The following is a 13773-nucleotide window of genomic DNA, read 5'->3' as shown; positions in this document are numbered from 1 at the left end:
GCATGTTCGCGCACTCGACCCAGAACTGGTGGTGGACCGCTCATCCGGCGGCCCGCTGATTTCTGCGCTTACACAGACTCGCGAAGGCCGCCCCGAGGGGCGGCCTTCAGTGTTTCCCGGGCTGTTCCTCCCGCTCACCACCGGAAGGAACCACTCAACTCATGCTCATCCAGAGGCTGTTGGACGAGAACTGCCCGCCGTTCGCGCTGCTGCGCAGGCGCACCCCGGGCCGCGACCACGACGTCGTCGAGCTGTTGATCGGCGAGGTCCACGAGGCCGAGCACCTCGCCGACCTGCCCGTCGGCGACCGGCCGGCCCTCGCCCTGGTGCCGTTCCGGCAGATCAGGGAACGCGGCTTCGACGTCCGCGACGACGGGACGCCGCTGTCGGTGCTTGTCGCGGACGAGAGTCACGAACTCCCCCTCGCGGACGTCCTCGCCGGGCTGCCCGCGCACGAGGTGCGGGTCGAGGGCGGCGGCTTCGACGTCGGCGACGAGGAGTACGCGGGGATCGTGCGGCGGGTGATCGACGACGAGATCGGCCGCGGCGAGGGCGCCAACTTCGTCATCCGGCGCACCTTCACCGGTGAGATCCCCGGCTTCGGGCGGGCCGACGCCCTTGCCCTGTTCCGCCGTCTTCTCGTCGGCGAGCAGGGCGCGTACTGGACGTATGTGGTGCACACGGGCGACCGGACGCTGGTCGGCGCCAGCCCCGAGGTGCATGTGCGGATGTCCGGTGGCACGGTCGTCATGAACCCGATCAGCGGGACCTACCGCTATCCGGCGGGCGGCCCCACGCCCGAGGACCTGCTGACCTTCCTCGCCGACCGCAAGGAGACCGACGAGCTGTCGATGGTCGTCGACGAGGAGCTCAAGATGATGTGCACGGTCGGCGACATGGGCGGCGTCGTGATCGGCCCCCGCCTGAAGGAGATGGCCCATCTCGCGCACACCGAGTACGAGTTGAGGGGCCGGTCCTCGCTCGACGTCCGCGAGGTCCTGAAGGAGACGATGTTCGCGGCGACGGTCACCGGCTCGCCGGTGCAGAACGCCTGCCGGGTCATCGAGCGGTACGAGGACGGCGGGCGCGGCTACTACGCGGGCGCGCTCGCCCTGCTCGGCCGGGACGCGGGCGGCTCCCAGACCCTCGACTCGCCCATCCTGATCCGCACCGCGGACATCTCCCCCGACGGCCGGCTCAGGGTCCCGGTCGGCGCCACGCTCGTACGCCACTCGGACCCGGCGAGCGAGGTCGCCGAGACGCACGCGAAGGCGGCCGGGGTCCTGGCGGCGCTCGGGGTGCGCCCCGGCCGGCCGGCCGCCGAAGCCGTACGGCCCCGGCTCGCCGACGATCCCCGGGTGCGGGCCGCCCTCGACGCCCGGCGGGCCGACCTCGCGCCGTTCTGGCTGCGGATGCAGGACCGGCCGGCCGAGCCGAGCGGATCGGCGCTGGTGGTGGACGGGGAGGACACGTTCACGGCGATGCTCGCGCACGTACTGCGCTCGGCGGGCCTCGCGGTCTCGGTGCTGCGCTACGACGTCCCCGAGCTGCACGCGCGGGTGCTGGGGCACCAGGGTCCGGTGATCCTCGGCCCGGGTCCGGGCGACCCCTCGGACGCGGACGACCCGAAGATGGCGCTCCTGCGCCCGCTGGCTGCGGAGCTCGTGCGCTCGCACCGGCACGGGCTGCTCGGCGTGTGCCTGGGCCACGAGCTGATCGCGGCCGAACTCGGCCTGGAGATCGTACGCAAGCGGGAGCCCCACCAGGGCGCGCAGGTGCGGATCGACCTGTTCGGCCGCGAGGAGACGGTGGGCTTCTACAACAGCTTCGCGGCGCGCTGCGAGGGGGAGCTGCCGGGCGTGGAGATCTCGCGCGACCCGGTGACCCACGAGGTCCACGCGCTGCGCGGCCCCGGGTACGCGGGCATCCAGTTCCACCCGGAGTCGGTGCTGACCCTGCGCGGCCCGGAGGTGGTCCGGGACCTGCTCGCGGGGGTGGCGGCGGTGCGCTGAGCCGGGGCTACGGCGCCGACGGGACCAGGACGTTCTCGGTGTGGCGGCCTGCCACGTAGGCCGCCACGTTGTCCACCGTCGCCGCGATGATCTGGCCCACCGCGTCCTGGGTGTAGTACGCCTGGTGCGAGGTGACCACCACGTTCGGGAAGGTCATGAGGCGGGCCAGGATGTCGTCCTGGACCGCCTCAAGCGACTTGTCGAGGAAGAAGAGCCCCGCCTCGGCCTCGTACACATCGAGGCCGACGCCGGCGAAGCGCCCCTTGCGCAGCTCGCCCACCAGCGCGTCCGTGTCGATGAGCCCGCCACGGCTGGAGTTGACCAGGATCGCGTCGTCCTTCATCGCCGCGAGTTCCCTGCGCCCGATGATGTGCTGGGTCGAGGGCAGCAGCGGCACGTGCAGGCTGATCAGGTCCGCGTTCGCGAGAAGCTCTTCCTTGTCGACGTACTTCATGCCGAGCTCGACGCAGGCCTGGTTCTGCACCGCGTCCCAGCCGAGCAGGTTCATGCCGAAGCCGTGGGCGATCCGGGTGAACGCCTCGCCGATCTTGCCGGTGCCGAGGACCCCGACGGTGCGGCCCCGCATGTCGCGGCCGAGCAGCCCGTCCAGGCGGAAGTCGAAGTCGCGGGTGCGGTTGGAGGCCCGCACGATGCGGCGGTTCACGGCCATCGCCAGGGTCCAGGCGAATTCGGCGACGGAGTACGGCGAGTAGTAGGAGACCCGGGCGATGGTGAGGCCCAGGCGGGCGGCCACGTCCAGGTCGATGTTGTTGAAGCCCGTGGAGCGCTGGGCGATCATCCGCGTCCCGCCGACGGCCAGGCTCTGCAGCACCTGGGCGTTGAGGTTGGCGTTGACGCTGGTGGAGATCACTTCGTGCCCGGCGGCGATCGGCACGGTGTCCTCGGTGAGGAAGACGTCCAGACAGCGGATGCCATGGAGCCCCGCGAAAGCCTTCTCGATCAGCGGCTTCTCGTCGGCCTGCACGCCGAATGCCAGGATTTCCACGACGTTCCCCTTATGGGCGCTCCATGAGCTTCAGGCCAGTTATGAGGGCTATGGGCCGGATATCGCGAATATACGGCCCACAGCCCGGACCCGCCCGGCCGGGGTCGGCCGAGGGGTCAACCGGGGTCAGCCGAAGAAGACGCCCACCTCGGCGTAGAGCGCGGGGTCCACGGTCTTCAGCTTCGAGGTGGCCTCCGAGATCGGCACCCGCACGATGTCGGTGCCGCGCAGCGCGACCATCTTGCCGAAGTCGCCGTCGCGCACGGCCTCGATGGCGTGCAGCCCGAAACGGGTCGCGAGCCACCGGTCGAAGGCGCTCGGGGTGCCGCCGCGCTGGACGTGGCCGAGGACGGTGGTCCTGGCCTCCTTGCCGGTGCGCTTCTCGATCTCCTTGGCCAGCCACTCGCCGACGCCGGAGAGCCGCACGTGCCCGAAGGAGTCGAGCGTGCCGTCTTTGAGCACCATTTCGCCGTCCTTCGGCATGGCGCCCTCGGCGATGCAGACGATCGGGGCGTAGGAGGCCTTGAAGCGGGAGGTGACCCACTCACAGACCTGGTCGACGTCGAAGCGCTGCTCGGGGATGAGGATGACGTTGGCACCGCCGGCCAGCCCCGAGTGCAGGGCGATCCAGCCCGCGTGCCGGCCCATGACCTCGACGACCAGGACCCGCATGTGGGATTCGGCCGTGGTGTGCAGCCGGTCGATGGCCTCGGTCGCGATGCCGACGGCGGTGTTGAAGCCGAAGGTGTAGTCGGTGGCGGACAGGTCGTTGTCGATCGTCTTGGGCACGCCGACGCAGTTGATGCCGTACTCGTCGCTGAGGCGGGCCGCGACACCCAGGGTGTCCTCGCCGCCGATCGCGATCACCGCGTCGATCTCGTACTTGGCGAGGTTCTCCTTGATGCGGCGGACGCCGTTGTCCGCCTTGAGGGGGTTGGTGCGCGAGGAGCCGAGGATGGTGCCGCCGCGCGGCAGGATGCCGCGCACCGCCGGGATGTCCAGCTTGACGGTGTCGCCCTCCAGGGGGCCGCGCCAGCCGTCCTTGAACCCGGTGAACTCGTATCCGTACTCCTGCACACCCTTGCGGACGATGCCCCGGATGACGGCGTTGAGTCCGGGGCAGTCACCGCCTCCGGTCAGTACTCCGACCCGCATGGAATGGTCCCTTCACCTGGGAGTGACGTACGCGGTCCACGCTAGTGGTGACGTACGTCACCCCGGGATGGGGTGACGGGTCAATTCGCTTGATCCGTAAGGGAGTTGACGGTCCGTCGTTCACCCGCACGGGGGATGGCCCGCTCAGGCGTCGTCGAGGCCGCGCTCTATCGCGTACCGCACGAGCTCCACCCTGTTGTGCAGCTGGAGCTTGCCCAGGGTGTTCTGGACGTGGTTCTGCACCGTGCGGTGCGAGATGACCAGGCGCTCGGCTATCTGCTTGTAGCTCAGGCCCTTGGCGACCAGGCGCAGCACCTCGGTCTCGCGCTCGGTGAGCTGCGGGGCCTTGGGCTCGTCGGAGGTGGCGGGCGCCGGGTCCTTGGCGAGCCTGCGGTACTCGCCGAGGACGAGGCCGGCCAGGCCCGGGGTGAACACCGGGTCGCCGACGGCCGTGCGGCGCACCGCGTCGGTCAGTTCCTCGGTGCTGGCCGACTTGAGGAGGTAGCCGAGCGCGCCGGACTTCACGGCTTCCAGTACGTCCGCGTGCTCGCCCGACGCGGACAGGACCAGGACCCTCAACGCCGGGTTGGCGGCGACGAGTTCCTTGCAGACCTGGGCGCCGGGCATGCCCGGCAGGTTGAGGTCCAGGACCAGGACGTCGGGCGCCGCGGCCTGGGCCCTGCGGACCGCCTGCGGCCCGTCGCCGGCCGTGGCGACCACGTCGAAGCCGGCGGCGGCCAGGTCGCGGGCGACCGCGTCGCGCCACATCGGGTGGTCGTCGACCACCATCACCTTCACCGTCGCATCCGCCCGCGCCGTCTGCTGCTCCGTCTGCTGCTGCGTCATCCGTGCCGTCCTGCCTTCCCCCGTGGGACCTTCAGTTCAACTTCCGTACCCTGGCCCGGCACGGAGATCAGCTCCGCCGTGCCCCCCAGGTCGCGCAGCCGGCCCCGGATCGAGAGGGCGACGCCCATGCGTCCCTCCCCCTCGGCCGTCTCCAGCCGGCCCGCCGGGATTCCGGGCCCGTCGTCACGTACCGTCACGATCACTTCGTCCCCCCAGTCCTCGACCAGGATCCAGGCCTGGGCGGATTCCCCCGCGTGCATACGGACATTGTCCAGTGCGGCACTGACAGCGGCCGCGAGCTCCCTGGCGGCGGGGGGTTCGAGCAGCACCGGAGCACCCGGTTCCGCGAAGGAGACCTTCGATCCGGCGTGCCGGGCGAGCAGCGCGCGCAGGTCGATCTCACCCGGGTCGCCGGGCTCGTCGTCGACCTCGACCGCCCGTACGACGGCGCCGTTCGCGAAGTCCTCGGAGGCCCGGGTGGGCGGCACGAGGCCGCTGGAGACCAGGGTGCGCAGGGCGACTTCCTGCTCGCCGGCCAGCCGGCCGAGCTCGGCGGCCTCGCCGCCCAGGGCGCTGCCGCGGCGCTGCACCATGGCGAGCACCTGGAGCACGCTGTCGTGGATGTCGCGGGCGAGGCGCTCGCGCTCGCGGGTGGCCGCCTCGATCTCCAGGGCGCGGGCGAGCGTTGCCTCACTGGCCCGGGCCACCTCGACGATGTAGCCGATCGCGATGGAGGCGATCCACACCAGGATCACGTTGTGAAAGGTGTCCCGGGTGGGATGGGCCCGCTCCACGATGTTGGCGACGGCCACCAGCGAGGAGGCGAACCCCGCCCAGCGCCAGCCGCCCTTGATCGCGAAAGCGAGCACCGCCCCGGCCGCCGCGATCGTGGGCAGCGTCGGCCCGTCGACATGCTGGGCGTCCACGTCGGCGACGGGCGTGAGCAGGATGCCGGTGAGCACCACGGTGAGGTCGACGGCGAGGAAGCGCTTGGTGCAGGCGGCCGCGTTGGCCACCCTCGGCAGGGTCGCGAAGTTCCACACGGTGAGCACCGACAGGTACCCGATGCCCACCCAAGGCCGTTCGAATTTGTGGTAGCCGTTGGCGAAGATCGCCACCGCGTACAGCGTCGTGAGTACCCGGTAGCCGGTCAGGGCCCGCCACAGGGGCAGTTCCACCGACATCCGTACGACTCGTTCGCGTTTCGCCATGTTCCCCACCCCTGGCCCCTCCGAGGGGCGCGGCTAGTCGCCGGGCCGTTCCGCCCGCTTGGCCTGCTCCACCTCGCGGGCCCGCTCCGCCTTCTCGGCGGCCTTCTGCTCGTCGGCGATCCGCTTGGCCTCGTCCGCGATCTGCCGCTTGGCGGCCGTCGCGTAGATGTCGACGTACTCCTGGCCGGAGAGCTTCATGATCTCGTACATGACCTCGTCGGTCACCGAGCGCAGGATGAAGCGGTCGCCCTCCATGCCCTGGTAGCGGCTGAAGTCGAGCGGCTTGCCGATCCGGATGCCGGGGCGCATCAGCTTGGGGACGACCTTCCCCGGCGGCTGGATCTTCTCGGTGTCGATCATCGCGACCGGGATCACGGGAGCGCCGGTGGCAAGGGCGACCCGGGCAAGACCGCCCGGCTTGCCGCGGTAGAGGCGGCCGTCGGGCGAGCGGGTGCCCTCCGGGTAGATGCCGAAGAGGCCGCCGCTCTTGATGACGTCGATGCCGGCGTTGATCGCGGCCTCACCGGCCCCGCGGGCGCCCGAGCGGTCCACCGGGAGCTGGCCGACGCCCTTGAAGAAGGCGGCCGTCAGCTTGCCCTTGACCCCGGGGGAGGTGAAGTACTCGGACTTCGCGATGAAGGTGACCTTGCGGTCGAGGACGGCCGGCAGGAAGAAGGAGTCCGAGAAGGAGAGGTGGTTGCTCGCGAGGATCGCCGGACCCTCGGCGGGAATGTTCTCCAGGCCCTCCACCCACGGCCTGAAGGCGAGCTTCAGCGACCCGCCGATGGAGAACTTCATTGCGCCGTAGATCAACTCGGATGCCTTCCTGTGCTTGTCGAACAGACCTTAACCCGTGCCGGGCCCGGCCTCCCGCGCGACGGCCCTGGTCGGTGTCGGTCCGGTCGCGTACCGTGAAGTACGACTCCCCCGCACAACCCCGCCCCTGCTCATGAACAGGAGACCCCTGGTGCCGGTCCTCCCTGGAGCCGAGCCGTTCCGCCACGAGGGCGGAGAGGTCGGCGTCCTCCTCTGTCACGGTTTCACCGGTTCCCCGCAGTCGCTGCGCCCCTGGGCCGACTACCTCGCCGAGCGCGACCTCACGGTCTCGCTGCCGCTCCTTCCGGGGCACGGCACCCGCTGGCAGGACATGCAGCTCACGGGCTGGCAGGACTGGTACGCGGAGGTGGACCGCGCCCTGCGCGAGCTCACCGAGCGCTGCACCCAGGTGTTCGTCTTCGGGCTCTCGATGGGCGGCGCCCTGTCGCTGCGCCTCGCCGCGAAGCACGGCGACGCGATCAGCGGCCTGGTGCTCGTCAACCCGGGCAACAAGGTCCACGGCGCGGCCGCCCGGGCGCTGCCCGTCGTGCGCCACTTCGTACGGTCCACGAAGGGCATCGCCAGCGACATCGCCAAGGAGGGCTCCGAGGAGGTCGGCTACGACCGGGTGCCGCTGCACGCGGCCAACTCGCTGCGCGACTTCTTCCGTATCGTGGACGGTGAACTCCCCCAGGTGACACAGCCGTTGGTGGTCCTGCACAGCCCGCAGGACCATGTGGTGCCGCCGGTCGACTCGGCGCGGATCCTCAGCCGGGTGTCCTCCACGGACGTCCAGGAGATCCTGCTGGAACAGAGCTACCACGTGGCGACGTTGGACCACGATGCGGAGCGGATCTTCGAGGAGAGCTACTCGTTCATCGGCCGCCTCGCTCCTAGCGTCGGGAAGAAGGGGAGCACGACCGGTGGCTGAGCACGACGCGGACCGCGAACCGCAGCCGATCGACGAAGAGGCTGCCTGGGCGGCGATCGTGGCGGGGTACGGCGAGGAGCCGGCCGACCCGCCGGGCAGCAGGCCGTTCAGATCGGTGGAGGACCTCGCCCTGATCGAGGACGAGGTCGATGAGGGCGGCACGAGCGACGAGAGCGGCGCGGCGCCCGGAGCCGGCAAAAGCCCCGACAAGGGCCTGGACAAGGGCGCCGGCAAAGGCACCGACAAGCCGACGCTCGGCAGCTCGGTGGTGTTCGCGCCCGGCGTGGGCGGCCCGCGCGACTTCACGGCGCCCGAGCCGTCCGACGACGACCTGGACGCCTCGGACGAGGGCCACTTCGTGCCGCCGGAGCCGCCTCCGCTGCCGGAGGCCGACGTCACGGCGAAGTTCGCCTGGCTGGGCGTGGTGGGCGGCCCGCTGCTGCTGATCCTCGCGGCGATCTTCGGCTGGGACATGACGTGGTGGCTCACCACGCTCGGCGTGGGCGGCTTCCTGGGCGGCATCGGCACGCTCTTCGCCCGCATGCAGCACGACGAGGACGACGACGATCCGGGGCGCGGCGCGGTGGTCTGACCTCATCCGCGGCGCGGGGCATGGGGGCGCTCGGAAGACAGCGCCCCCGGGAGCTCTAACCCGCCCGCACCCGCAGCGCCGCAAGGACCGGCAGATGGTCCGTGGCCGCCGTCAGGTCGGCCGGGGACGCCAGCCCCCACGGCACGCCGCAGCCCAGGACTTCGACGCCCCGGGTCGCGAAGATCGCGTCGATCCGCTGGTGCGGGTCCTTCGGCGAGAAGGTCGGCTCCCCGCCCCACGGCGCCACTTCCCAGCAGTCCTGGAGAGTCCCGGCAAGGCGGCGGAAGCTGGGCCCGCCGGGCCTCTCGTTCAGGTCGCCGCCCGCGACCGCGTGGTCCACGCCCATCCCGGCGAGCCGGTCGAGCAGCGCCCCCGCCTGCTCGTACCGTTCGGCCGCCTGAAGGCTGAGGTGGGCGCTCAGGACGCCGATCCTGGCCCCGCCGATCCGTACCACCGCGGTCGCGAAGCCGCGCCGGTGAAGGCCGGGAGTGAGCGGAAGGAGTACGTCCTCGGTGCGTTCCACGGTGGCCCGCAGCGAGCAGAGCAGCATCGGGCCCGCGGCCGTGGCGCCGCCGCTCAGGATCACCAGGTCGGTCGCCGCCGCGAGGCGGGCCGCGGCCTTGCGCCAGCGGAAGAATCTGGGCGCCTCCTGGATGAGGACGAGATCGGGCTCGCAGGCGCGGATCACCCGGGCAAGCGCCGCGTTGTCGTCGCGCATCGAGCGGATGTTGTAGCTGAGGACGCGGATCACGGCCGAGCCGTTCTCCGTTGCGGACGCGGGCAGTTGGCCGACAGGGGTCGTCATGGTCCACAACGTATGACAGCGCCCACCGGTCCGGGGCGGACTCGGCGGGCGCTGTCGGTGATACGGGCCTTACATGACCGGCGGTACGGGCCTTACATGGCAGGCGGTACGGGCCTTGCATGACCGGCGGTACGGGCCTTACATGACCGGCGGTACGGGCCTTACATGATCGGGTCGGGCTGCCTCGCGAGGTCGGCCGCGCCGACCAGACCGGCCTTGTTGCCGAGCTGGGCCGCGATCACCTCGGCGACCGGGCGCCAGTTACCGCCGACCAGCCAGCGCTTGTAGGACTTGCGGATCGGGTCGAGCACCAGCTCGCCCTCGTCCGAGAGCCCGCCGCCGACGATGAACGCCGACGGGTCGAAGAGCGAGGCCAGATCGGCCAGGCCCGCGCCCGCCCAGCGCGCCAGTTCGCGGTACGAGTCGACCGCGACCGGGTCGCCCTGGCGGGCGGCCATCGAGATGTGCTTGCCCTCGATGCCCTCGGGGGTGCCGTCGCCGAGCCCGAGCAGGAACTCGGCGTTCTCGGGGGTGGCGTTGGCGCGCTGCTTGGCGTAGCGGACCAGGGCGCGGCCGGAGGCGTACTGCTCCCAGCAGCCCTGGCTGCCGCAGCCGCACAGCAGACCGTCCGGAACCATCCGGATGTGGCCGAACTCGGCGGCCACGCCGAAGTGGCCGCGGCGCAGCTTGTTGCCGATGATGATGCCGCCGCCCAGGCCCGTGCCGAGCGTGATGCAGATGACGTTCCGGTGGCCCTTGCCGGCTCCGAAGCGGTACTCGCCCCAGGCGGCCGCGTTGGCGTCGTTCTCGACGACGACCGGGAGGCCGACACGCAGCTCGACCTTCTCCTTCAGCGGTTCCTGGCGCCAGTCGATATTGGGCGCGAAGTAGACGGTGGACCGCTGGCGGTTGACGTAACCTGCGGCCCCGATCCCCACGCCCACGATCTCGTGTCCGGCGCGCGCGCCGTCGACGGCCGAGGCGATCGCGTCCACGATGGCATCGGGCGTGCCGGGAGTCGGCACCTTGTGGGTGGAGAGGATGTTGCCGTCCTCGTCGACCACGCCCGCCGCGATCTTCGTGCCGCCGATATCGACACCGATGGTGAGTCCCATGAATCCCTCAGTTCGGTCGAGCCCCGCTACGGCCAACCGTACCCGAGCCGGGGCGCCGCTCAGCGTGCCGAGCCCGTGTTGGCGCCGGGTGTGAGGGCGGGCCCGGTGCCTTGCTGACGCCTGGTCCCGGTATGAGCCGGGGCCTTGCTGACACCTGGTCCCGGTATGGGTTCGGGCAGAGGCTCTCAGTCGAGGTCGATGTGCTCGGTGGGGCCCGTGCCCTCGTCCCGCTTCCTGTCGTCGGCCGACGTCCAGCGGCGTTCGTGGCCCTCGACGGCCGAGCGGTAGGCGGCGAGCAGTTCGTTGCCCGCCGCGGCGAGGTGGTCGAAGACCTCGGGGTTGCGCTCGATGACGGGCTCGACGGCGGACTTCGCCTGGCTGATCAGCTGCTGCACGGCGCCCTGGGTCGCCAGGCCGGACAGCGAGGAGGGGCCTTCGAAGATGCCGGCGACCTTGTCGGTGACCGCGTCGAGCAGCTTGCGCAGCTCCTCGGCGGCGGATCCCGGCGGGGGGCCGTACTGGGCGCGGCGGCGCGCCTTCTCGGCGGCCAGGTCCTCGGCGCAGGCGTCGGCCCAGGCATCCGCGTCGGGGGCGGGGCGCTCGGTGGCTTCGCTCATGGCGGACTCCAGCGGCTGGTTTTCCTACAGGGCTGTTTCCCTCGACGTTACCCGAACGGGGGTACGCGTTCAGCGACCGCGGGGCCACAGCTCGGGATCGGGCGCGAACCGGATCTCCAGGACGCCGTCGTGCAGCCCGGCCCCGGTGACAGTGCAGCGGCGCAGCGCGGACGGCAGCGCCGCGATGCGCCGGAACGGGCCGACGGTGAGCAGGAGTTCGTCGCCGCGCCGCACCAGCGCGAGGCCGTCCTTGACGGCGCCGGGCAGCGGCAGGCGCCACACCAGGACGTTGTCCTCGGCGAGCCGGTCCTCGATGCTCCACTGCGGGACCGCGGCCGCGGGCTCGTCCGGCCCGGGTCCGGCGTCGAGCCGCTCCAGGTCGTCGTCGCCGCGCGGATCGCGCCCGAGGTGCGCCACCTCGCGTACGACGGGGAACTCCCCGGCCAGCTCGTCCAGGTGTTTGCGCTGCTGGGCGACCAGGCCGGCGAGCCAGGGGTCGGGGGTCTCGGCGGGCAGCAGCCTGTTGGCGACCACCGCGTCGAGCGCGAGGCGCTGGACGGCGATGCCGAGCCGGGCGGTGTGCAGGGCAGCGGCTGCGGCCGGGCCGGGTTCCGCGACGAGCCGTACGGTCGTGCCCGGGTCTTCGATCACGGCCTGGACGGCGGCCAGTTCGAGGTCCCAGCGGGCCGCGGTCTCGTACAGCCACTGCGCGGGCATGGGGACCCCGGCGAGCTGGGCGAGGACCGGGCGCAGCGAGCGGGCGGCCTGGCGCTCGGGCGGCAGGAGCCGGCGCAGATAGCGGCGCAGTTGCTCGGGCAGTGCGAGGGCGGCGAGTGCTCGTTCGGTCGGGGGGAGGTCGACGACGAGCAGGTCCGGCCCGTCGGCGGCGGCCTCGCGCAGGGCGCTGAGCAGGGCGAGCTGTTCGGCGCCGGGGAGTTCGGTGAGTTCCTCGGCGTCCAGGCGGGAGGCGCCGAGGAGGTCGAGGGCGACGCCCGCGCGGTCCTGGAAGGCGAGGAGTTCGGCGCGGAAGTGCGCGGCCGAATCGATTCGCCGGACGGTGACTCCGGCGAGTTCGCCGGGGAGCCGGTCCGCGGTCAGCAGCGTGACCCGGGTGCCGCTGCGGGCGGCGGCGAGTGCGGTCGCCGCCGCGACGGTGGTGCGGCCCGCGCCGCCGGGGCCGGTGACGAGGACCGTACGCACGTCTAGAGCTTCTTGGCCCCGTCGGCGGAACCGGCCTCGGCTTCGCCCGGGCCGCTCTCGACACGCTTCTTCAGACCGGCGAGCGCGCGGTCGATGATGACCTTCTCGGCCTTGCGCTTGATCATGCCGAGCATCGGGATCTTGACGTCGACGGTCAGCTGGTAGGTGACCTCGGTCCGTCCGCCGGGGGCGTCGGCCAGGGTGTACGAGCCGTCGAGGGTGCGCAGCATCTGGGACTTGACCAGCGTCCAGCTGACCTGGTTGCCGTTCCAGGTGTAGGCGAGGGTGTGGTCGTCCTTGATGGCGCCCGCGTCGAGGAGCAGCCGCACCTTCTCGGCGTGGCCCGCGGTGTCGGTGGAGAGCACCTCGGCCTCCTTCACCTCGCCGGTCCACTCGGGATAGCGGGCGAAGTCCGCGATCACTCCCATGACGTCGGCGGGGGCCGCCTCGATGGTGATAGACGAGCTGGTGTGTTCCGCCATCGTCGTGGCTCCTCCAGTGCGCGGTCCGGTGGGTGGGTCTCCCCCGCCCGGCAGGGCCGGCGACGGTGGGGAGGTGTGCGTGCAGGCTATCGCGTACGGGCCGGGCCCCGGTCCAGTGGCCGGATCACCACTCCAGGGCGAACGGCCGGGAGGTGGCCGCGAAGTGGCCGACGTTCACGCACTCGGTGCGGCCGATCCGCATCCGCCGGGCCAGCGGCTGGTGGACGTGGCCGAACAGGGAGTAGCGGGGCCGGGTCCTGTGGATGGCCGCGAGCAGGGCGCGCGAGCCGCGTTCGAAGCGGCGGGCGACCGTGTCGTACACGAGCTCCGGGACCTCGGGCGGGATGTGCGAGCAGAGCACGTCGACCTCGCCGAGCGCCTCGACCTTGGCGGCGTACTCCTCGTCGGAGATTTCATAGGGCGTTCGCATCGCGGTCCGCAGCCCGCCGCCGACGAAGCCGAAGACGCGCCCGGCTATCTCGACCCGCTGGCCGTCCAGGACGGTGGTGCCCGGTCCCGCGTACTGCGGCCAGAGGTCCGGCATGTCGACATTGCCGTACGTGGCGTACGTCGGGGTGGGGAAGGCGGCGAACATCTCGGCGTACTGGCGCCGGACCGCGGCCTCGATCGCGGCCTCCCGGTCGAGTCCGGCCCACAGCGATCGTCCCAGCTCGCGGGCCTCCTCGAAGCGCCGGGCGGTGCGCAGGGCGACGATCCGGTCGGCGTTCTCGACGCCGAAGAGGTCGGGGAAGATGCCGCGCGAGTGGTCGGCGTAGTCGAGGAAGAGGACCAGGTCACCGAGGCAGACGAGGGCGTCCGCCCCATGGCCCGCCTTGGCCAGGCCCTCGGTGTTCCCGTGCACGTCACTGACCACATGAACTCGCATGAGGGCCACCTTAGGCCGTCGGACCTGCGGTTACTTCCGGGTGCCCAAGGGTGTGGACTACTGTGCGCGAAGCAGTGTCAAACATGTGTGACGCACCGA

Annotated in this window: 15 protein-coding genes; 4 read left to right on the top strand and 11 right to left on the bottom strand. The window is 71.5% G+C overall.

Annotated features, from left to right (window positions below):
* The first annotated feature begins 2 nt into the window (after positions 1-2).
* Positions 3-59: a trp operon leader peptide gene (locus ACWC2B_RS04365; RefSeq protein WP_078516689.1), complete on the top strand. Its 57-nt coding sequence runs from the start codon at positions 3-5 to the stop codon at positions 57-59.
* Between the two features lie 102 nt (positions 60-161).
* Positions 162-2012, top strand: coding sequence for an anthranilate synthase family protein (locus ACWC2B_RS04360; RefSeq protein ID WP_450714920.1), 1851 nt, complete (start codon positions 162-164; stop codon positions 2010-2012).
* A gap of 7 nt (positions 2013-2019) precedes the next feature.
* Here ACWC2B_RS04360 and ACWC2B_RS04355 read toward each other — a convergent pair whose 3' ends face one another.
* The 5 genes from ACWC2B_RS04355 to ACWC2B_RS04335 all read right to left on the bottom strand — a co-directional run bounded on the left by ACWC2B_RS04355 (position 2020) and on the right by ACWC2B_RS04335 (position 7043).
* Positions 2020-3018 (bottom strand): 2-hydroxyacid dehydrogenase, encoded by a 999-nt coding sequence (locus ACWC2B_RS04355; protein ID WP_450714919.1) that lies wholly within the window; start codon positions 3016-3018, stop codon positions 2020-2022.
* A 126-nt stretch (positions 3019-3144) separates the two neighbouring features.
* Positions 3145-4173, bottom strand: coding sequence for a 6-phosphofructokinase (locus ACWC2B_RS04350; RefSeq protein ID WP_450714918.1), 1029 nt, complete (start codon positions 4171-4173; stop codon positions 3145-3147).
* A gap of 144 nt (positions 4174-4317) precedes the next feature.
* Complete coding sequence (locus ACWC2B_RS04345) at positions 4318-5019, bottom strand: response regulator (protein ID WP_450714917.1); 702 nt, start codon at positions 5017-5019, stop codon at positions 4318-4320.
* On the bottom strand, positions 5016-6230 hold the full coding sequence (gene macS / locus ACWC2B_RS04340; protein ID WP_450714916.1) for a MacS family sensor histidine kinase: 1215 nt from the start codon (positions 6228-6230) through the stop codon (positions 5016-5018). Before macS ends, ACWC2B_RS04345 begins: the two co-directional genes overlap by 4 nt.
* Positions 6231-6263: 33 nt before the next feature.
* On the bottom strand, positions 6264-7043 hold the full coding sequence (locus ACWC2B_RS04335; protein ID WP_450714915.1) for a lysophospholipid acyltransferase family protein: 780 nt from the start codon (positions 7041-7043) through the stop codon (positions 6264-6266).
* A gap of 154 nt (positions 7044-7197) precedes the next feature.
* On the opposite strand from ACWC2B_RS04335, the gene ACWC2B_RS04330 reads away from it, so the two are divergent.
* Positions 7198-7977 (top strand): alpha/beta hydrolase, encoded by a 780-nt coding sequence (locus tag ACWC2B_RS04330; RefSeq protein ID WP_450714914.1) that lies wholly within the window; start codon positions 7198-7200, stop codon positions 7975-7977.
* Positions 7970-8569: a hypothetical protein gene (locus ACWC2B_RS04325; protein WP_450714913.1), complete on the top strand. Its 600-nt coding sequence runs from the start codon at positions 7970-7972 to the stop codon at positions 8567-8569. Before ACWC2B_RS04330 ends, ACWC2B_RS04325 begins: the two co-directional genes overlap by 8 nt.
* 55 nt (positions 8570-8624) lie before the next feature.
* Here ACWC2B_RS04325 and ACWC2B_RS04320 read toward each other — a convergent pair whose 3' ends face one another.
* The 6 genes from ACWC2B_RS04320 to ACWC2B_RS04295 form a co-directional block, all read right to left on the bottom strand.
* Positions 8625-9374, bottom strand: a complete 750-nt coding sequence (locus ACWC2B_RS04320) for an endonuclease/exonuclease/phosphatase family protein (protein WP_450714912.1) — start codon at positions 9372-9374, stop codon at positions 8625-8627.
* A gap of 161 nt (positions 9375-9535) precedes the next feature.
* A complete protein-coding gene (locus ACWC2B_RS04315) occupies positions 9536-10489 on the bottom strand; it encodes an ROK family glucokinase (protein ID WP_450714911.1) in 954 nt (317 codons plus the stop codon).
* Between the two features lie 185 nt (positions 10490-10674).
* On the bottom strand, positions 10675-11106 hold the full coding sequence (locus tag ACWC2B_RS04310) for a DUF5304 domain-containing protein (RefSeq protein ID WP_450714910.1): 432 nt from the start codon (positions 11104-11106) through the stop codon (positions 10675-10677).
* 69 nt (positions 11107-11175) lie between these two features.
* Entirely contained in the window at positions 11176-12306 is a 1131-nt protein-coding gene (locus ACWC2B_RS04305; RefSeq protein WP_450714909.1) for an ArsA family ATPase, read from the bottom strand.
* 2 nt (positions 12307-12308) lie between these two features.
* Complete coding sequence (locus ACWC2B_RS04300; RefSeq protein WP_450714908.1) at positions 12309-12788, bottom strand: SRPBCC family protein; 480 nt, start codon at positions 12786-12788, stop codon at positions 12309-12311.
* A gap of 124 nt (positions 12789-12912) precedes the next feature.
* The gene (locus ACWC2B_RS04295) at positions 12913-13674 is read right to left on the bottom strand and encodes a metallophosphoesterase family protein (RefSeq protein ID WP_398870948.1); all 762 of its coding nucleotides are present in this window, start codon (positions 13672-13674) and stop codon (positions 12913-12915) included.
* Between the last annotated feature and the right edge of the window lie 99 nt (positions 13675-13773).

It is taken from the genome of Streptomyces sp. NPDC001415 (assembly GCF_053597395.1).
Note: the sequence above shows the minus strand (reverse complement) of the source record. Positions and strands in the feature narration are given on the sequence as shown.